The 19,511-nt window shown below is 68.4% G+C and carries 13 protein-coding genes; 5 read left to right on the plus strand and 8 right to left on the minus strand.

The window, feature by feature from the left end; genetic code table 11:
* Nucleotides 1-41: 41 nt before the first annotated feature.
* Nucleotides 42-875 (plus strand): RDD family protein, encoded by an 834-nt coding sequence (locus tag F5544_RS00330; RefSeq protein ID WP_167471313.1) that lies wholly within the window; start codon nucleotides 42-44, stop codon nucleotides 873-875.
* Between the two features lie 15 nt (nucleotides 876-890).
* Here F5544_RS00330 and F5544_RS00335 read toward each other — a convergent pair whose 3' ends face one another.
* The 5 genes from F5544_RS00335 to F5544_RS00355 form a co-directional block, all read right to left on the minus strand.
* Nucleotides 891-2,183 carry a DUF58 domain-containing protein gene (locus tag F5544_RS00335; protein WP_167471314.1) on the minus strand — a complete coding sequence of 431 codons (1,293 nt, stop codon included), beginning with the start codon at nucleotides 2,181-2,183 and terminating at the stop codon, nucleotides 891-893.
* Between the two features lie 2 nt (nucleotides 2,184-2,185).
* Nucleotides 2,186-3,172 (minus strand): AAA family ATPase, encoded by a 987-nt coding sequence (locus F5544_RS00340; RefSeq protein WP_167471315.1) that lies wholly within the window; start codon nucleotides 3,170-3,172, stop codon nucleotides 2,186-2,188.
* Between the two features lie 19 nt (nucleotides 3,173-3,191).
* Nucleotides 3,192-4,238, minus strand: a complete 1,047-nt coding sequence (locus tag F5544_RS00345) for a DUF4129 domain-containing protein (RefSeq protein ID WP_238847023.1) — start codon at nucleotides 4,236-4,238, stop codon at nucleotides 3,192-3,194.
* On the minus strand, nucleotides 4,235-5,020 hold the full coding sequence (locus F5544_RS00350; protein WP_167471316.1) for a hypothetical protein: 786 nt from the start codon (nucleotides 5,018-5,020) through the stop codon (nucleotides 4,235-4,237). Before F5544_RS00350 ends, F5544_RS00345 begins: the two co-directional genes overlap by 4 nt.
* 107 nt (nucleotides 5,021-5,127) lie before the next feature.
* Nucleotides 5,128-5,673 (minus strand): TetR/AcrR family transcriptional regulator, encoded by a 546-nt coding sequence (locus F5544_RS00355; RefSeq protein WP_167471317.1) that lies wholly within the window; start codon nucleotides 5,671-5,673, stop codon nucleotides 5,128-5,130.
* A gap of 119 nt (nucleotides 5,674-5,792) precedes the next feature.
* Between F5544_RS00355 and F5544_RS00360 the strand changes: the two genes are divergently transcribed.
* Nucleotides 5,793-7,331 carry an MFS transporter gene (locus F5544_RS00360; protein ID WP_167471318.1) on the plus strand — a complete coding sequence of 513 codons (1,539 nt, stop codon included), beginning with the start codon at nucleotides 5,793-5,795 and terminating at the stop codon, nucleotides 7,329-7,331.
* A 101-nt stretch (nucleotides 7,332-7,432) separates the two neighbouring features.
* Here F5544_RS00360 and F5544_RS00365 read toward each other — a convergent pair whose 3' ends face one another.
* The 3 genes from F5544_RS00365 to F5544_RS00375 form a co-directional block, all read right to left on the minus strand.
* Nucleotides 7,433-8,047 carry a hypothetical protein gene (locus tag F5544_RS00365; RefSeq protein ID WP_167471319.1) on the minus strand — a complete coding sequence of 205 codons (615 nt, stop codon included), beginning with the start codon at nucleotides 8,045-8,047 and terminating at the stop codon, nucleotides 7,433-7,435.
* Nucleotides 8,048-8,225: 178 nt separating this feature from the next.
* Nucleotides 8,226-9,773 carry an adenylate/guanylate cyclase domain-containing protein gene (locus F5544_RS00370; protein WP_167471320.1) on the minus strand — a complete coding sequence of 516 codons (1,548 nt, stop codon included), beginning with the start codon at nucleotides 9,771-9,773 and terminating at the stop codon, nucleotides 8,226-8,228.
* A 128-nt stretch (nucleotides 9,774-9,901) separates the two neighbouring features.
* The gene (locus F5544_RS00375) at nucleotides 9,902-11,623 is read right to left on the minus strand and encodes a DUF4407 domain-containing protein (RefSeq protein WP_167471321.1); all 1,722 of its coding nucleotides are present in this window, start codon (nucleotides 11,621-11,623) and stop codon (nucleotides 9,902-9,904) included.
* 213 nt (nucleotides 11,624-11,836) lie between these two features.
* Here F5544_RS00375 and aroQ point away from each other — a divergent pair, with 213 nt between their 5' ends.
* The 3 genes from aroQ to F5544_RS00390 all read left to right on the plus strand — a co-directional run bounded on the left by aroQ (nucleotide 11,837) and on the right by F5544_RS00390 (nucleotide 19,415).
* A complete protein-coding gene (aroQ, locus tag F5544_RS00380) occupies nucleotides 11,837-12,424 on the plus strand; it encodes a gamma subclass chorismate mutase AroQ (RefSeq protein ID WP_167471322.1) in 588 nt (195 codons plus the stop codon).
* Between the two features lie 882 nt (nucleotides 12,425-13,306).
* Entirely contained in the window at nucleotides 13,307-17,953 is a 4,647-nt protein-coding gene (gene gltB, locus F5544_RS00385; RefSeq protein WP_167471323.1) for a glutamate synthase large subunit, read from the plus strand.
* Nucleotides 17,946-19,415 (plus strand): glutamate synthase subunit beta, encoded by a 1,470-nt coding sequence (locus F5544_RS00390; protein ID WP_167471324.1) that lies wholly within the window; start codon nucleotides 17,946-17,948, stop codon nucleotides 19,413-19,415. Before gltB ends, F5544_RS00390 begins: the two co-directional genes overlap by 8 nt.
* Nucleotides 19,416-19,511 lie beyond the last annotated feature (96 nt).

The raw sequence follows: 19,511 nt of genomic DNA on the forward strand, positions 1-19,511 counted from the left end.
CGGTTGCCTCCCACTCCCGCCGTCGGAAGAATGCTATCGACATGGCTGCGTTCACAACCGGCGAAGCGGTGGCCCTGGAGCTACCCGTCGCTCGCGTCCCGACCAGGGCCGCCGCGTTCCTCATCGACGTGGTGGCCCAGCTTGTTGTCGCCCTGACACTAGGCCTCGGCCTGTTCGGTGTGGCGGCGTGGCTGCGCCCGGATATCGCGTGGCTCGACGTCGTGGTGCTGGTCACCATCGTCGGCACGCTGGTCGGTTATCCGGTGGTCTGCGAAACCCTCAGTCGCGGGCGGACATTCGGCAAACTGCTGCTCGGGCTGCGGGTGGTGCGCGCGGACGGCGGCCCCATCGATTTCCGGCACGCGCTCACCCGCGGACTCGCCGGGGCCATCGTCGATTTCTGGATGCTCGGCGGATTCGGCGCCATCGCGGTGATCACCTCGATGTGCTCGCCCAATGCCCGCCGGATCGGTGATGTGCTGGCCGGAACCGTGGTGATACACGGGTCGCGACGGCTGCCGCCACCGGCGCTGGCCGTACCGCCGCCGTGGCTGGTCGGTTGGGTGCAGCAGCTGGACCTGTCGGGCATGTCGGAAGATCTGGCGCTGGCGGCGCGGCAGTACATGACCCGGTTCAAGGGATTGACGCCCGAGGCGCAGGCGAACCTCGGCTACGAACTGGTGGTCGCGGTATGCGCGTGCCTGCGGGTGCCACCGCCGAACGGCTACCCGCCCATTCAGATACTCGGGGCGATCGTCGCGGAGCGGCAGCGCCGGGCGCTGACGCCGCCGTTCACGAATCCGGAACTGCTCGGGCAGCCGGTATTCGTCCTGCAACCGCCGAATCAGGTTGCGCCGCAGGTCAGTCCGTGGTGACCGGCTGGCCCCGGCTCACATGGTGCCGGACTGCTTGAGCTCCAGGTACTCCTCGGCAAGCGCCTCGGGCAGCCGGTCCGGGGGAGCGGAAACCACGTCGATGCCCTTGCGGCGCAAGGATTCCTGAACGAGGGCCCGTTCGGCTATCACGGTTTCGGCCGCGGCGGCGGAGTACAGGTCCGCCAACGACTCGCGCTGTTTCGCGGCGGCGGCGACGTCGGGATCGGTCACCGAGACGATCAGCACCCGATGCCGCTGTGCGAGGGTCGGCAGCACCGGAAGCAGATTCTCCTGCACCGCGGCCCCGTCCAGGCTGGTGAACCACACGACCAGGCTGCGCCGCCGGGCCCGCTGGATCGCCGCGCGCACCAGTCCGGCGGTGTCTGTATCCAGCAGCGCCGGGGTGACGCCCGCCATCGCGTGCATCAGCTTCACCTGGAGATTGCGGCCGCCGACGCCGCGCACCTCGGCGCGCACCTGACGGTCGTAGGCGAGCAGATCCACCGAATCGCCCGCGGCCGAGGCCAATCCGCCGAGCAGCAGCGCGGCCTCGATGCTCGCGTCCAGCCGGGTGCCGTCGCCGACGCGGCCCGCGCTGATCCGGCCGGTATCCAACAGCATCAGCATGTGCCGGTTGCGTTCCGGGCGCCAGGTGCGGACCAGGACATCGGTGGCGCGGGCGGTGGCCCGCCAGTCGATGGCACGCACGTCGTCACCGGGGACGTACTCGCGGAACGAATCGAATTCGGTGCCCTGCCCGCGCATATTCGCGATATTGCGGCCCTCGAGGTGCTGTAGCCGTTTGACCTTCGAACGCAGCAGGCGCTCGGTGCGAAACGGCGGCAGCGCCCGCACCCGCGCGGGTACGGTGCGGCGCAGCTGCCTGCCCGCGAGGCCCAGCGGGCCGATCAGCCGGATGGTGACCGGCCCGGCGACCCGGTCGCCGCGGTAGGTCGGCGTGAGCGTGGTGCCGAAGCGGGTTTTCGTACCCGGCGCCAAATGCAGCCGGTGCGTGCGGTTTTCCGAGCGCGCGCTGTCGGGCCAGTCGTCCCAGAGGGTGCCGCGCAGCGTACGCGCACCGGAATTCGCCACCACCAGTTCGACTTCCGCCGATCGCCCGAGCCGCACCACGGTGAGCGGCGGCCGGGACAACTGTAGTTCGGGTGTACCGATCGCGCTGAGGTCGACGAGCACCGCGACGACCATGACGCCGGTCGCCAGCAGCACGCCCACCCAGGACGGCAGGACCAGCGCGACGAACAGGCCGCACCCGGCGGCGACGGCGGCGAGCCGTCCGGTGACCACCACGGCTACACCGGAACCGGAACCGACAGCAGCAGCGAGGTCATCACGCCCTCGGTGGTGACGCCGTCGAGTTCGGCCTCGGGCCGCAGGTGCAGCCGATGCCGAAGCACCGCGACCGCAACGGTTTTCACGTCGTCGGGGGTGACGTAGCCGCGGCCGTTGAGCCAGGCGAACGCGCGCGAGGCCGACATCAGCGCGGTCGCGCCCCTGGTCGACGCGCCGTGCTGCACGGCGGGGGAGGTGCGGGTGGCCCGGCACAGGTCCACGGTGTACGCCAGCACCTCCGGGCTGACGGTGATATGCCCGATGGCCGCCCTGGCGGCGGCGATATGCGCGGGCCCGGCCACCGGACGCAGCCCTGCGGCGGCCAGGTCGCGCGGATCGAAGCCGGCGGCGTGCCGCTGCAGGATGCGGAATTCGTCGTCGCGGCCGGGCAATTGGATATCGACCTTGAACAGGAACCGGTCCAGCTGCGCCTCGGGCAGCGGGTAGGTGCCCTCCTGCTCGATCGGATTCTGGGTGGCCACCACCACGAACGGGTCCGGCAGCGGCCGCGGCTTGCCGTCGACCGAAACCTGGCGCTCCTCCATGGATTCCAGCAGCGCTGACTGGGTTTTCGGTGGGGTGCGGTTGATTTCGTCGGCGAGCAGCAGGTTGGTGAATACCGGGCCGTGCCGGAAGGTGAATTCGGCCGAATGCGGGTCGTAGATCTGCGATCCGGTGACATCGCCCGGCATCAGGTCGGGCGTGAACTGCACCCGGGCGTGCTCGAGGTCCAGCGCGGTGGCCAGCGCGCGCACCAGCAGCGTCTTCGCAACGCCCGGTACGCCTTCCAGCAGCACGTGGCCGCGGCACAGCAGGGCGAGCACGAGGTACATGATCGCGTTGTCGTTGCCGACCACCGCCTTGCCGATCTCGCCGCGCAGCGCGGCGAACGCGGCGCCCGCCTCCTCCGCGGTCGGCGTGTGGTTGGTGTCCGTCGCGCCGGTCATCCGACCTCCTGTAGTGGCTTCATCCGACCTCCGTCTCGATCCAATGCAGTTGCGTGGCAACGAGTTCCAGGGTCGGCGCATCGGGCACCGGTCCGAACAGCGCGCTGCCGATCAGGTTCGGGTCCGCGCCGGTGCGGGCGGCGACCGCGGCCACCAGCCGGTCCGGGGTGGTGTCGGCGGTGACGCCGAGCATCGGGCGGATGCGGCGCATGGTCGCGGCACGCAGCTTGCCCGCGACGTGCTGATGGTCCTTGCCGCGCCGATACAGCGCGGCCTGGCCGGCCAGTATCTCGTTCGCGGCCACCTCGACCGGCCGCGGCTCGGCCACCAGCGCACCTCGGCGCCTGCCCCGCCACCACGCCAAAAGCCCTGCCGCGATGAGGAATTGCAGTCCGCCGAAGACGACGGGTCCCGGAAGTCGCTCGAAGATCGAATCGGAGCCCTTGCCGAAGTCCGAATCGTCGGGCTCCGAGGTCGGCGACTTGGTCGGCGGCGTCTGGGTCGGAATCGGCGGGGGTTTCGGCGGTGTCGGCGCGTTCGGTGCGCCGCATGACTGCAACATCGCCCACAGCAGCAGCCCGAGCACCAGCACACCGAGCACCGCGGCCCAGAACTTCGGGTTGCGCAGCAGTTCGGGTAGTTCGAGCGGGCGTCGTTGGGCGCGTGGCGGTTTCTCGACGAAGTCGGTGTCGACCGGTTCCGGCGCGGGCGGCGGCGCGGCGGCCGAATACCGATCGGCGTATTCGAGCCTGCGGTATTCGTCCTCGGTCGCGGGCCGGCCGCCGTAGACGACCTCGTCGAAACTGCTTGCGGCGGGCCGTAGTTCGTCGGCCAGCTCGGGAGCTATGGCGGTGGACGCCTCGTCGGGGGTCTCCCGCGCGGTGCGCGAGCGGCGCACGTCAAGCACGCCGCGCTGTTCCATACCGCGCAGCACGGCACGGAAACGTTCGCGCAGTGCGCGATCGAAATCGCGCTGCTGGGCCGCGTTTTCGGCGGCGGCGCGATGTTCGGCGGCCGCGCCGAGGTGCGGCTGCTCCGGAATCCGGTCCTCCGGTGGCATGCTCATCCCACCACCTGCGCCCTCGGCACCCGGATATCCAAACCCTCACGGCGGCAGCGCTTGTCGATATAGCAGACCACCCTGGTCGACGCCTCGACCACCTCGCCGAACGCGGCGATCAGCAGTACGGCCGAGGTGAGTAGCGCGATCACCGCCCAGCGATGGGTGCCGGAGAAATCCGCCAGATAGTTCGGGATGCCGAGCAGCGGGACGGTGAGCAGCACCAGCAACAGCCGCTGCGTGATCCACAGTCCCGTCGTCGGCCATTCCGTCCCGCCGACAAGCAGTTTGGAGCGCGCGACCGCGGCGGCGTGACCGGCCCGCTCGGCGAACAGAACCGGCACCGCGACGAATCGGCCCGCGCGCAGATAACCCAGCCACAGCATTCCGAACGGCAAGGTGATGATCAGCAGGGCGCTCACCGCGATGACGGCGACACCGACCAGCGTGTACAGCAGTGAGAACACCAGTAGCGGAACGAATTCCGCGCCGAAGCGGACGAACCCCTGCCGCCAGCCGATCCGTTCGCCCGCGACGGTGGCCGTGCCGAGTGCGACGGTGAAGCCGCGTAGTACGAATCGCAGCACCCAGACCCCGGCGGCCGTGGCCAGGACGGCAGACCACGCGGTGCTCACATCGGAGCCGTCGGTGAGTCCGGAAACGCCCGCGACGACGCCGAGCACCACGAGTTCGACGAGCACCAGGGTCGCCGCGCCCACCGCGGCCAGCGCGACGATATTCGCTTGGATGAGCGCGAACGGCGTATCGAGCAGTTCGCGGAAACTCATGGGGCGGATCGGCACCGTCGTTCCAGGGGACCCTGGTTCCGGATCTGTTCCCGCCCCGACGGCACCGGCCGGTTCGGCGGCTGGTGGCACGCGGCCGAGTCTAGCCGTCAGCCGTGCAGCAGGCGCCGCACAACGTTGCGATAGCGCGTCGGATCGATGGGCGGCAGGCCCAGCAGGGCGCGCAGGTAGACGCCGTCGCCGACCAGCCGGATCAGATCGGCCCGCACCGGATCATCGATCTCCTCGTCCAGGCCCGCCGACCAGGCCCGCATGACTTCGGCGAGCGCCTGCTGCACCTCGTCGGTCTCCGGGCGCGCGCCCGCGTCGACGGTGCGCATGGTGGCCAGCATCGACCGGTAGAGCGCGAGCTCCAGCGCATCGGTGGAATTCTCCGGATTCGGGGTCTGCAAGTACCACTCGGCGACCGAAACGCCGCGCGCGGTCGCGCCGCCGAGCTGCTGTTCGGCCCGCTCGCCGAGGCGGCGAACCAGCCCAGCGAGCAGTGCGTCCTTACTTTTGAAGTGGTAGAGCAGGCCGCCTTTGGAGACGCCCGCGGCCGTGGCCACGTTCTCCAGCGTCACCTGGGCCATGCCCTTTTCCAGCAGCAGCGTCTCCAGCGCGTCCAGGATCCGGTCCCGGGTGGTTGCGGTCACCGGGTCACTATACCGGCCGGACGGTAATGTCATGTACTATACCGTCTGGACGGTTAAAAGAGCGGTGTCGAATCCGGAGCCTCCCGGCCCGGATTCGTGCCGCGGAAATCGAGAAAGTCATGACCACACGGACCGAACCCAGGACCAAAGTCGAGCTCGCGCCCGCTCCGCCGCGCGCGAGCGCACGCGACTGGGGTGGTCTCGCGGTACTCGCGCTGGCCCTGCTGCTGCTCGCGGTCGACGCGACGGTCCTCGACCTCGCCGTGCCCGCGATCAGCGCCGACCTCGCGCCCAGCACCCCGCAGCTGCTCTGGATCATCGACGCCTACTCGTTCGTGCTCGCCGGCCTGCTGGTGGTGATGGGCAACCTCGGCGACCGCATCGGGCGGCGCAGGCTGTTGCTGATCGGTGCCGCCGGTTTCGGGCTCGCCTCGGTACTGGCCGCCTGGGCGGTCTCACCGGCGATGCTCATCGCCGCACGGGTGCTGCAGGGCGTCGCGGGCGCGACGCTGATGCCCGCCACACTCGGCCTGATCCGGGCGATGTTCCTCGAGCCGCGGCAGCGCACGGTGGCCATCGCGGTGTGGAGCGCGATGGCGGGCGGCGGCGCGGCGGCCGGTCCGCTGCTGGGCGGCTGGCTGCTCGAGCACTACTGGTGGGGTTCGGTATTCCTGGTGAACCTGCCGGTCATGCTCGCGCTGATCGCACTGGGGCCGCTGCTCGTCCCGGAATCGCGCGACCCGAATCCGGGCCGCTTCGACCTGCCGAGCGCGGCGCTGTCCATGTTGGCGCTGGTGCCCATCGTCTACGCGGTGAAGGAGGGCGCCGCGCACGGGCTGAGCCCGGCCCTGGCCGGAATCGGTGCGTTCGGCGTGCTCGCCGGCGTGCTGTTCGTGCGCAGGCAACGCGGGCTAGACCATCCGATGCTGGATCTGAAGTTGTTCGCGCTGACCGGATTCCGCACCGCGGTGCTGACCAACCTGCTCGCGGTGTTCGCGCTGGCCGGTGTGCTCTTCTTCGGTTCGCAATACCTGCAGCTGGTGCTCGGGCAGGCGCCGATGCGGGCCGGACTGCTGCTGCTCCCAGGTCTGGCGGCGAGCGTGCTCGCATCGCTGGCCTCGGCCTGGCTGGTGCGCGGCTTCCGCCCCGGCGCGGTGCTCGGCGCCGCGCTGCTCGTCGCCGCGATCGGCGCCGGACTGTTCCTGTTGCTGAGCCCGGACGCCACCAGCACGACACCGTTCATACTGGGCTTCCTGCTGATCGGCGCGGGTGTCGGTGTCGCGCTTACGGTTTCGTCCGACCTGGTGGTCAGCTCGGCTCCGCTGGAACGGGCGGGCGCGGCCGCCGCCGTGTCTGAAACCGCCTACGAAACCGGTATCGCGATGGGCGTCGCGGTGCTCGGCAGCGTGGTGATGGCGATCTTCCGCAACGGAATCGATCTGAGCTCGGTACCGGCCGACCAGATGGCTTCGGCAACCGAATCACTGGGCGGCGCAACACAGCTCGCCCGCGAACTGCCCGGGACGACGGCGGATGCGTTCCTGGCGTCGGTGCACGAGGCATTCGTCTCGGGCATCCACTTCGCGGCCGCGGGCACGGCGCTGATTCTGCTGGTAACGGCGGTGATCGCGTTCCGGCTGCGCGCTGAACGGGCGTAAGCGTCGCGGCGCGACCCGCGCCCGTCTCCGTTGTCGGGCGGGCGCGGGTGCCGCATTGACAGGACTCGCCTTAGCGGTTCGGACTGCCAACGCCGAGTTGCTTATCCACGGCCGGGCGGTGGTTCGGATAGCCGCTCCGTCGCATCCTGTTGGGCTCGCTCCACCTCGTCCCGCCAGCTGGACTCCCCGAACCAGCGCTCGAGTCCGGGGCCGGCGATCTCTGCTCGTTGGAAGTCGCGGATCGGATCGCCATGCCGCCACTGCGCGCGGTCGACGAGGCCGGAGTCGACATGTGGATAACGGATTACGTTGGGCACCAAAGCTTCCGCGACTTCGATCCGTCGCACGGCATCCGCGCGGAGGAGGGTCTGCTGCCATGTTCGGCAATCGTCGATCCGGAAGCCGATCTTGCTTCGGCAGCGCGCACAAGCGAGATTGGCTCCCCCCGAGCCCACGATGCCGAAGCAGCCGAGATCGTCGTCCGCGTCGATGAGCAACACCGTGTTGCGGGTATCGCCGGGATTCAGCACATACTGCGCGCCTTCCGGCCCCAGATAGCGCCGCCCATCCGGGCGGATGTAATCGATCGGTGGATATGTGTGCATGGCGAAGGTGCCCGCTATCATTCGCGGTGGTAGCGGCTCCCCGATCCAGTGCGGCAGTTCGGGCAACTCCTCATCGCCACGCCACGCAACCTCACGCAATGTGACGCTCACGAGCACACCACATTCGACGCAACAGAAGACCCACACCATGCCACCATCGGCCATCATTCCCAGCCTCGCAACGACATTGACGGGAAACGGCCGCGCACCCTTTGTTCGAACCGGGCACTTGTCGTAGACGGTGTCCGTTAATGGGACGAGGTGCGGTGGCACAGGTATTCCGCAACAACTACTTTCGACGCGGCCGGGCCAAACGGGTCGGCACCACCCGCCCGCGCAACATGACCAGATCGCCGAGCTCCCATCGAGCGGCTTCGGTGGGACCCGCCGCGTCGACCGTGCTCGCCGACGCGAGCAGCAGGTCATCGTGTTTGGCCAGTTCGCACAGGCGCGCGGCCTCGTTGACCGGATCTCCGATGACGGTGAATTCGTATCGCTGATGGGCCCCGACATTTCCGGCGACCACCGTTCCGGCCGATACGCCGATGGCGGCGATGAAGTCCCGTGCGGAGGTGTCGAGCTTGTTGCGGATGGCGCGGCCGCAGGCCAGGGCCGCGCCGGGCGCGTCGGACAGCGGTGTCGGCGTGCCGAAGACGGCGAGCGCGGCATCGCCCTCGAATTTGTTGAGCAGGCCGCCGTGCCGCTCCACCTCGTCGACCACGATCCCGAAGAAGCGGTTCAGGATGGCGACGATTTCCGCCGGGGACCGGGTGGCGGCCATGGTCGTCGATCCGACGATATCGATGAACAGCGCGGCCGCCTCGGTCTCCACGCCGCCGAGGGTCGGATTGCCCGCGAGGGCCGCCGCGGCGACCTCGCGCCCGACATGCCTGCCGAACAGGTCGCGCAGCCGCGCCCGTTCACGCAGCCCGTCGACCATGTGGTTGAAACCGCTTTGCAGCTCACCCAATTCGGTGCCGTCGTACACGGTCACCGCGACATCGAGATTGCCGTCCTCCACGTGCCGCAATGCCCGCCGCACATCGCGGACCGGCGCGACGATCGCCGCGACCGCCTGCATCATCAGCAACAGCCCGAAAACCAAAGTCGCGCCGCCCAGCGACAGCACACATACCGCCAGCCGGGCCGTGCTGACATTCGTCGAGGCGAGCGCCCAGATCGCGACGGCCATCAGCAGGGTCAGCGGGACACCGGTGCCGAGCAGCCAGACCAGCAGCGCCCGCCCCGATACACCGATCCCGCGCCGTCGCCGCGACGGCCCCGCCTCCAGCACCTGCGCGGTCACCGCACGCAACGCGAATTCGGTGAGCAGATAGCTGTTGGTGCACACGATCAAGCCACTGAATCCGGTACCGAGCAGAACCTTCGGAATAACCGCCGGCTGCGCGATGCCGTACAGCGGCGTCAGGATGGCCACGCCGCTGAACCACAGCAGCGCCTGTTGCAGTACCAGTTGCCGCGGCAGGCGCGTCGCGGCGATCTGTTCGGCCTCGTTCGGCACCTGATCCGCGTTGGCCCAGCGCAGTTTGCGCAGCGAGTAAACGGTGCCCCAGGACAATCCGACCAGCAGGAGCGCGCCGATGCAGATCGGCGCGGCGACGAAATTCAGCAGCACCAGTTTCCTGGTGAACAGCGGCGGTCCCGGCAGGATGAATCCGACCAGCGCGGCCGCCACCGCGATGCCGATCGTGTTCGCGGCCAGCGCTGTCACCGTCAGCAGCACCTGGATCCGGATCCGTCGCATGAGAACGTCCTCGTCGACGGGTCCGAGCAGCCAGGATCCATACGCAGAGGATGACGGCTTGCTGTCGCCCATGATCGCCAAGCGTAGGCCGCCCGCCGCGGATTACCCCGGATCTGGGTGCCGACCGTCCGGTCTCGGTTCGGTCCGGCGTGACCGGTCGCCGCCCGTATCGACCAGGCGGCACTCAGCGGACCGCGCCCTCAGTTGCCCGGTGGAAGTTCCCGCGGCCCGTGCCGACCCGGCAGCCGCGGATCGTTGCGCCCGCCGAGCTCGTCGTGCGACGCTCCCGCCGAAAGCCGCTGTCCCTGCGGCGCGTTCGGCAGTTCCGAATAATCCGCGTCGACGACGGTCGCGGCGATCTGGTGCGCGTACCGGGCCGCCTCCGGAGATCCGGGCTGGAGCTGATAGCTCGGATGTCCACCATGCGAATCCTGCGCGTCGACCGTCACCTTGCGGGTGCGCCGCAGCGTGAAGGTGATCTCCTCGACCTCCTCGAAGGCCTGCCGCGCGGTGCGCAGCGGGTGGGTCGCGGTGTCGATCGCGTTGGCGACGAAGGACGGCACCAGCGGGCGGATCAGGCGGGCGGCGGTATCGGTGAACGGCACCGTACCGATGATCGGAAGTTCCAGGCCGCCACCGCGCTTCGGTATTTCGGGGGCCGGATGCGCGCTCGCCTCGGTGAGCGCGGCGCCGGTGACGGGCGCGGGCAGATTCGGTGTCATATGTCCTTCTCGAGTCTCTTCGGCTGCGGGCAGTTCGCGGCGGGGTGGTTCGGCGACGCCGATCCGCAGTCCACCGATGGCGGCGACGATGCGGGTGCGCTGCTGCTCCCGATCGATGGCGGTCTGCGCCTCGACGGCGAGGCGGGTCGCGGTGAGTTCCTGGTCGGCGCGCAGGGTTTCGGCGGCGGCGCGCGCCTCGGCCCGTTTGATCGCGATGGCCGCGTCGGCCTCGCGTTCGGCCCGATCCTCGACGATGCGGGCGGCGAGCCTGCGGTCGAGGAAGGTTTCGCCGCGCCACCAGCGCAGGATCAGCGGCAGCAGCGCGAGGATGGTGAACACCGTCGCGCCGAGCACCCGCAAGGCGAGCGCACTGCCATTGTGCGTCGTGTAGTCGTTCATCGCCGCCCAGCGCGCGCCCAGCCCGTGATCGGCCGTGGTGACGGCGGCGGATCTGGCTGCGGCCAGCGCCTTTTCGTCGGCGGCGATGCGCTGGTCGAGCGGGTCGACCTTGGCCTGTGCGGCGGCGAGCTGTTTGCGCGTGTCTTCGAGCATGTCGTTGGCGGTTTGCGATTCCGGGCCGCGCCCGGGTACGTGGGTGATCTTGGTGGGCGGGCATTCCGGCGTCGGGTTGAATTCGCAGCGCGCGATGATCAGCGCGTTTTCGGTATCGTCCCGCGCCTTGGCGATTGCCCGGTCCAGCGCGGCGCGATCGGCGACGGCGCGCTCGAGTTCGGCGTTCCCCGCCGCCACCGCGGGCACGGAATCGGCGGAGCGCTGGGCCTTTTCGGCGATCGTCCGGTCGATGCTGCCGCCGAATGCGAGTACCGCGGCCAATTCGGCGACGCAGCAGCCGAGCACCACCGCGACCCCGATCCGCGCGGCCATCCCGAGCCGGTCCGGCATCCGCCCCGGGCGAGCCGTGGCGAGCGCCCGCCCGACGAAGCAGCCCAGCGCGCCGACCAGCAACGCGGCCAACAGGTTTGCGAACAGGGGCGCATCGGCCGAGCCGAGCGCGAGCCCGGTGACAACGCCGGCCACCACCCCGGACAACAGCACCACCGCACCGGTGACCGCGTATCCGGCTCGCTCATGCCGTTCCCCGAGTTCCGCGCTGCGCGCCGGGGTCGCGGACCCACCGAGCCAGGCGAGTACGCCGGTGAGGTTCCTATCGTCGCTGCCTGCGCCTCGCCGCTCGTCCACCGGACCTCACATCCTCTACGCCCCAGCCACTTTCGCGCACGATGAAACTGTCACGGATTCGTTGTGACAGCGTGACAGGCCTTGGGCCGACACACCGAGTACGGCCCGGGGTATGTGCGCAGCCTCACAGAAATGCGTATCCGCTATGCCCGCTGAGCAACCGGCCCGAATACGCTGATTCGGTGACTCGTTTCCGAGCGGATTGGTTGGCACATGCGGGCGTTGCTGGTGTCGGTGTTGTCGGTGGCGCTGCTGGTGTTGGCGCCCGATAGCGCGAACGCGACGCCGGGCGGGCCGGATTCCGGCCCGCTGGACCGGCTGGTGGCGCTGGTCGCGGACCGGCTCGACACCGCCGACGCGGTGGCCGCGGCTAAATGGGCGACGGCCGAACGCAGCGGAACCCCGCCGGTCATCGACGATCCGGCCCGTGAGGCGGATGTCTACGATTCGATGGCTCGGCTGGGCGAGCGGCTGGATCTGCCCGAAAACTGGATCAGGCAGGTCTTTTTCGGTCAGATCGAGGCCAATAAGGTGGTGCAGCGCGGGCTGATCGCGGGCTGGCGCTTCGATCCGGCGGGCGCGCCCACCGCGCCGCCGGACCTGTCGTCGGTGCGGCCGCGGATCGATCGGCTTAATGCCGAGATCGTCGACGAGGTCGCGGCCCATCGGGGCGAGCTGTCCGGCCCGGATTGTGCGGAGCGGTTGGCGCACAGCGTATTCGGTGCCTTCGCGACCTGGCGCGATGATGCGCTGCACCGGGTCGCGCTGGTCCGGGCGACCACGGTGCTGTGTGCACCGTAAAGGCGATTCGTCCGTCTTTTGGTAGGCAGTATGCCTAGAAATATCGCCGCAATATTTCCGGAACGGCATCTCTTCTGTCGGTTTCGCGACATCCGCGGCGCGTCGGGATGCCCGTGACCAGTGTGTCCAATCCCACTCCCTGCTGTTTGCTAGTCATGTGCTGAAAGCCACAGAGCGCGAAACAGTCCGGACGGTCGGATCACTGCCCGGGCATGTCACGGGCTTGTTGGAAATCTCTCACCAGATATCGGTTTGGTTAGCCGCCGAGCCGACGGTTTGTCGGCCGCCGGACCGGGGAAATCACTTTCGACGCAGGTGAGCGGTGTTTCCGGCGCAATGGGATCGACTCGGAACCGGTGGCGCACAATCGTTGTCGGCCGCTGGTACGCGACGGCGGGGTCTCGATCACGCCGTGGGCGCTGCTTTACACTGGACAACGCGCACACGTGGAGGACCTCATGAAGAAGCCCAGCTAGACCAGGTTATTAGTGCAACCTTAGTTGGTTGGGCCTCGGACCTGACTTATCGTTTGCTCTTACGCCGAACCCAAAAATGTTCGGCGGATCGCCCGCTCGGGCAGCCCCCAGCGTAGCGGGCGAACACCCGCTCGAAGGTAATGATCGTGTTAGAGATCCGTTACCGACGCAGCACCCACGACGTCGAAAAGCGGGTGGCACAACTGGAGACGTGACTGCACACAGCGGTGCGAACGTCAGGCTCGCCAGGCGAAAGCCTGCGCAAACCGCGCAGAGCCCGAGAGCACCGCTTATCGAACACCGAGACCATCAGCGCGGCTGGTTTCCGGAACGTACGGGCGCAGTCTTGATGGAGGCGTTCGACGAAGGCCGTTTCTTCGAAGGCCGATTTCTTGAAGGCAGAGGCATGACGCAACTACCTGGCCACCGGTCACCCGGCCCCATCGGGCTCTACGACCCCGCGCACGAACACGATGCCTGCGGTGTCGCATTCGTCGTCGATATGCACGGTCGTCGCAGCCGCGACATCGTCGACAAGGCTATTACCGCCCTGCTGAACCTCGAACACCGCGGTGCCGCGGGCGCGGAACCGAATTCCGGTGACGGCGCGGGCATCCTGATCCAGGTTCCGGACGCGTTCTTCCGTGCCGTCGTCGACTTCGAGCTGCCCGCCGAGGGTGCGTACGCCACCGGTATCGCCTTCCTGCCGCAGGCCCGTCGCGAGGCCGCCCGCGCCGCGTACGGCGTGGAGAAGATCGTCAAGGAGGAGGGCCTCGACGTCCTCGGCTGGCGCGAGGTGCCGATCGACGAATCCTCGCTCGGCGCGCTCGCCCGCGACGCCATGCCGACGTTCCGGCAGATCTTCATCGCCTCGCCCAAGAACTCCACCGAGCAGCTCTCCGGTATGGACCTGGAGCGGCGCGCCTACGTCATCCGCAAGCGGGTCGAGCACGAACTCGGCAGCTCGGGCGCCGGTGAGGGCGCGGTCGGCAAGGAATCGGTGTACTTCCCGAGCCTGTCCGGCCAGACCTTCGTCTACAAGGGCATGTTCACCACCCCGCAGCTGCGCGCGTTCTACCTGGACCTGCAGGACGGCCGGGTGGAGAGCGCGCTCGGCATCGTGCACTCGCGCTTCTCCACCAACACCTTCCCGTCGTGGCCGCTGGCGCACCCGTTCCGCCGGGTCGCGCACAACGGTGAGATCAACACGGTCACCGGTAACGAGAACTGGATGCGCGCGCGAGAAGCGCTGCTGCACAGTGACATCTTCGGCACCGACTCCGCCGGCAACAACCGGCTGGAGAAGATCTTCCCCATCTGTACCCCGGGGGCCAGCGACACCGCCCGCTTCGACGAGGTGCTGGAGCTGCTGCACCTCGGCGGCCGCAGCCTGCCGCACGCCGTGCTGATGATGATTCCCGAGGCCTGGGAACGCAACGAGAACATGGACCCGCGACAGCGGGCGTTCTACGAGTACCACTCGATGCTGATGGAGCCGTGGGACGGCCCGGCTTCGGTGTGCTTCACCGACGGCACCGTCGTCGGCGCCGTGCTCGACCGCAACGGCCTGCGCCCGAGCCGCGTCTGGGTGACCGACGACGGCCTGGTCGTGATGGCCTCCGAGGTCGGCGTGCTCGATATCGATCCGTCGAAGGTGGTCCGCAAGGCCCGCCTGCAGCCGGGCCGGATGTTCCTGGTCGACACCGCGCAGGGACGCATCGTCGGCGACGAGGAGATCAAGTCCGAGCTGGCCGCCGAGCACCCGTACCAGGAGTGGCTGGACGCGGGCGTCACCAAGCTGGCCGATCTGCCCGACCGCCCGCACGTGCACATGTCGCACGACCGGGTGCTGATCCGGCAGCAGATCTTCGGATACACCAACGAAGAGCTGAACCTGCTGATCGCGCCGATGGCCAAGACCGGCGGTGAGGCGCTCGGTTCGATGGGCACCGACACCCCGATCGCGGTGCTCTCGGCCCGGCCGCGCCTGCTGTTCGACTACTTCTCCCAGCTGTTCGCACAGGTCACCAACCCGCCGCTGGACGCGATCCGGGAAGAGGTCGTCACCAGCCTGAACCGGGCGATCGGCCCGGAGGCCGACCTGCTGCACCCCGGCCCCGAGTCGTGTAAGCAGATCGCGATCGAGCAGCCGATCCTGGACAACGACGAGCTGGCCAAGCTCATCCACATCAACGACGACGGCTCGCAGCCCGCGCTGCGGTCGGTGGTCATCCACGGTCTGTACCCGGTCGCCAAGGGCGGCAAGGGACTTCGCCGGGCGCTCAAGGCCATCAACACCCAGGTGTCGGCGGCCATCGACGGCGGCGCGCGCATCATCGTGCTCTCCGACCGCGAGTCGAACGAGAAACTGGCGCCGATTCCGTCGCTGCTGCTGACCTCCTCGGTGCACCACCACCTGGTGCGCGAGCGCACTCGCACCAAGGTCGGCCTGGTCGTCGAGGCCGGTGACGCCCGCGAGGTGCACCATATGGCCACCCTGGTCGGCTTCGGCGCGGCCGCGATCAACCCGTACATGGCCTTCGAGACCATCGAGGACATGCTGGAGCGCGGCGCGATCTCGCTCGGCACCGGCAGCCTGGAGTCCGACTACCGCAAGGCCGTCGCCAACTTCAACAAGGCGGCGGGCAAGGGTGTGCTGAAGGTGATGTCCAAGATGGGCATCTCCACCATGGCCTCCTACAACGGCGCGCAGCTTTTCCAGGTGATCGGTCTGTCGCAGGAACTGGTGGACGAATACTTCACCGGTCTGCGCTCGCACCTGGACGGCATCGGCCTCGAGGAGATCGCCGCCGATGTCGCCGAGCGGCACAAGCTGGCCTTCCTGGAGAACCGCAATGAGCGCGCGCATCGCGAGCTCGAGGTGGGCGGCGAATACCAGTGGCGGCGCGAGGGTGAGTACCACCTGTTCAACCCGGACACCGTCTTCAAGCTGCAGCACGCGACCCGCTCGGGTCAGTACTCGATCTTCAAGGAGTACACCAAGCTGGTCGACGACCAGTCCGAGCGCCTCGCCTCGCTGCGCGGTCTGTTCAAGTTCAAGACCAAGGAGCGCAAGCCGATCTCGATCGACGAGGTCGAGCCCGCCTCGGAGATCGTGAAGCGGTTCTCCACCGGCGCGATGAGCTACGGCTCGATCTCGTCCGAGGCGCACGAGACCCTCGCCATCGCGATGAACCGCCTCGGCGGCCGGTCGAATTCGGGTGAGGGCGGCGAGCATCCGGCCCGCTTCGAGGTCGAGGAGAACGGCGACTGGCGGCGTTCGGCGATCAAGCAGGTGGCCTCCGGCCGCTTCGGCGTCACCGCGCACTACCTGACCAACTGCACCGATATCCAGATCAAGATGGCGCAGGGCGCGAAACCCGGTGAGGGCGGCCAGCTTCCGGCGCACAAGGTGTACCCGTGGGTGGCCGAGGTCCGGCACTCCACGCCCGGCGTCGGCCTGATCTCGCCGCCGCCGCACCACGACATCTACTCGATCGAGGATCTGGCGCAGCTGATCCACGACCTGAAGAATGCGAACCCGCAGGCGCGGATTCACGTGAAACTTGTTGCCGAACCGGGCGTCGGCACCGTCGCCGCCGGTGTGTCGAAGGCGCACGCCGACGTGGTGCTGATCTCCGGCCACGACGGCGGCACCGGTGCGTCGCCGCTCACCTCGCTGAAGCATGCGGGCGGTCCGTGGGAGCTCGGCCTGGCCGAGACCCAGCAGACGTTGCTGCTCAACGGACTTCGCGACCGCATCGTCGTGCAGGTGGACGGTCAGATGAAGACCGGCCGCGACGTGATGATCGCCGCGCTGCTCGGCGCGGAGGAATTCGGTTTCGCCACAGCGCCTTTGGTGGTGTCGGGCTGCATCATGATGCGCGTGTGCCACCTCGACACCTGCCCCGTCGGTGTCGCGACGCAGAATCCGGTGCTGCGCGAACGCTTCACCGGTAAGCCGGAATTCGTCGAGAACTTCATGCTGTTCATCGCCGAAGAGGTCCGGGAACTGCTGGCGCAGTTGGGCTTCCGCACCTTGAACGAGGCCATCGGCCGGGTCGACATGCTGGATACCACGCGGGCCAAGGCACATTGGAAGGCCAGCAAGCTGGACCTCTCGCCGATCCTCGACGATGTCGAGACGGCGTTCATGTACCAGGACCGCCGCTGCACCAAGGCGCAGGACCACGGCCTGGACAAGGCGCTGGACCAGCAGCTGATCGAGCAGAGCCGGGACGCGCTGGAGCGCGGCCAGGCGGTGAAGTTCGAAACCAAGATCACCAATGTGAACCGCACCGTCGGCACCATGCTCGGCCACGAGGTGACCAAGCTCTACGGCGGAACAGGCCTGCCCGACAACACGATCGACATCACCTTCACCGGTTCGGCGGGTAACAGCTTCGGCGCGTTCGTCCCGGCCGGTATCACCCTGCGGGTGCACGGTGACGCGAACGACTATGTCGGCAAGGGACTTTCGGGTGGTCACCTGGTGGTCCGTCCGTCGCAGAACGCACCGGCCGATTTCGTCGCCGAGCAGAACATCATCGCGGGCAACGTGATCCTGTTCGGCGCCACCAGCGGGCGGGCATTCATCCGCGGTGTCGTCGGCGAGCGATTCGCGGTGCGCAACTCCGGCGCCACCGCGGTGGTCGAGGGCGTCGGCGACCACGGCTGCGAATACATGACCGGCGGCCGGGTGGTGATCCTGGGTGAGACCGGGCGCAACTTCGGCGCCGGTATGTCCGGCGGTGTGGCATTCGTCTACGACCCGGACGGCACCCTGGCCGACCGGGTGAACCCGGAGCAGGCGCAGGCGCTGGAGCCGCTCTCGGGCGACGACTTCACGTGGCTGCACGACATCGTCGCGCAGCACCGGGACGAGACGGGTTCCGCTGTGGCCGAACGCATTCTGAGCGATTGGTCGCAGCAGGTGAACCACTTCGTGAAGGTTATGCCGCGCGAATACAAGAAGGTTTTGCTCGCGATCTCCGAGGCCGAGAAGAACGGCAAGGATGTCGACGACGCGATCATGGAGGCCGCTCGTGGGTGACACGCAGGGATTTCTGAAGCACACTTCGCGTGAGCTCCCGAAGCGGCGGCCGGTGCCGCTGCGCCTGATGGACTGGAAAGAGGTCTACGAGGAGAACTTCTCCAAGGACACCTTGAAGACCCAGGCCAGCCGCTGCATGGACTGTGGAATTCCGTTCTGCCACAACGGTTGTCCGCTGGGCAACCTGATTCCGGAATGGAACGACCTCGTCTACAAGGATCGCTGGCGCGACGGTATCGACCGGCTGCACGCCACCAACAACTTCCCGGAATTCACCGGGCGGCTGTGTCCGGCGCCGTGCGAATCGTCCTGCGTGCTGGGCATCAACCAGGACGCGGTGACCATCAAGCAGGTCGAGGTCGAGCTGATCGAGAACGCCTTCGACGAGGGCTGGGTGACCCCGGTCTACCCGACCCGGTTGACCGGTAAGCGGGTGGCCGTCGTCGGCTCCGGCCCGGCCGGTCTGGCCGCCGCACAGCAGCTGACCCGTGCAGGCCACACCGTCACGGTGTTCGAGCGGGCCGACCGCATCGGCGGTCTGCTGCGCTACGGCATTCCGGAATTCAAGATGGAGAAGCGCTTCATCGACCGCCGCCTCGCGCAGATGGAGGCCGAGGGCACCATCTTCAAGACCGGGGTGAACGTCGGCGTCGACATCACCGCCGAGCAGCTGCGCGAGCAGTACGACGCGATCGTGCTGGCCGGCGGCGCCACCCTGGCCCGCGACCTGCCGATTCCGGGTCGCGATCTGGACGGTATCCATCAGGCGATGGAATTCCTGCCGTGGGCCAATCGGGTGCAGCTCGGCGACGACGTCACCGACGCCGACGGGCTGCCGCCGATCCATGCGAAGGATAAGAAGGTCGTCATCATCGGCGGTGGTGACACCGGCGCCGACTGCCTCGGCACCTCGCACCGGCAGGGCGCGGCGAGCGTGCACCAGTTCGAGATCATGCCGCGGCCGCCGGAGGAGCGTGCGACGTCCACCCCGTGGCCGACCTATCCCCTCATGTACCGGGTGTCCTCGGCGCACGAGGAGGGCGGCGAGCGGGTGTTCTCGGTGAACACCGAGCGTTTCGTCGGCGCGGACGGCAAGGTGACCGGCCTGGAGGCGCACGAGGTCAAGATGGTGAACGGCCGCTTCGAGAAGGTGGACGGCACCGACTTCACCCTCGAGGCCGACCTGGTGCTGCTCGCCATGGGCTTCGTCGGTCCCGAAAAGCCGGGCCTGCTCACCGATTTGGGCGTCGGCTACGACCAGCGCGGCAACGTCCAGCGCGACCGGAACTGGGCCACCAACGTCCCCGGCGTATTCGTCGCGGGCGATATGGGCCGCGGCCAGTCCCTGATCGTGTGGGCCATCGCCGAGGGCCGCGCCGCCGCGGCCGCCGTCGACAACTACCTGGAGGGTGAGACCGCGCTGCCCGCGCCCATCACCCCCACCATGGTCGCCCAGCGCTGATCGGCTTCGCTCGAAAACGCCTGTGGACAAATCGTCCACAGGCGTTTTTATTGTGCGTGCCGCGGCGCCGATCAGGTGAGTTGCCGGGCGTCGTCC

The organism is Nocardia arthritidis (assembly GCF_011801145.1).
In the GTDB taxonomy this organism is placed as follows: domain Bacteria; phylum Actinomycetota; class Actinomycetes; order Mycobacteriales; family Mycobacteriaceae; genus Nocardia; species Nocardia arthritidis_A.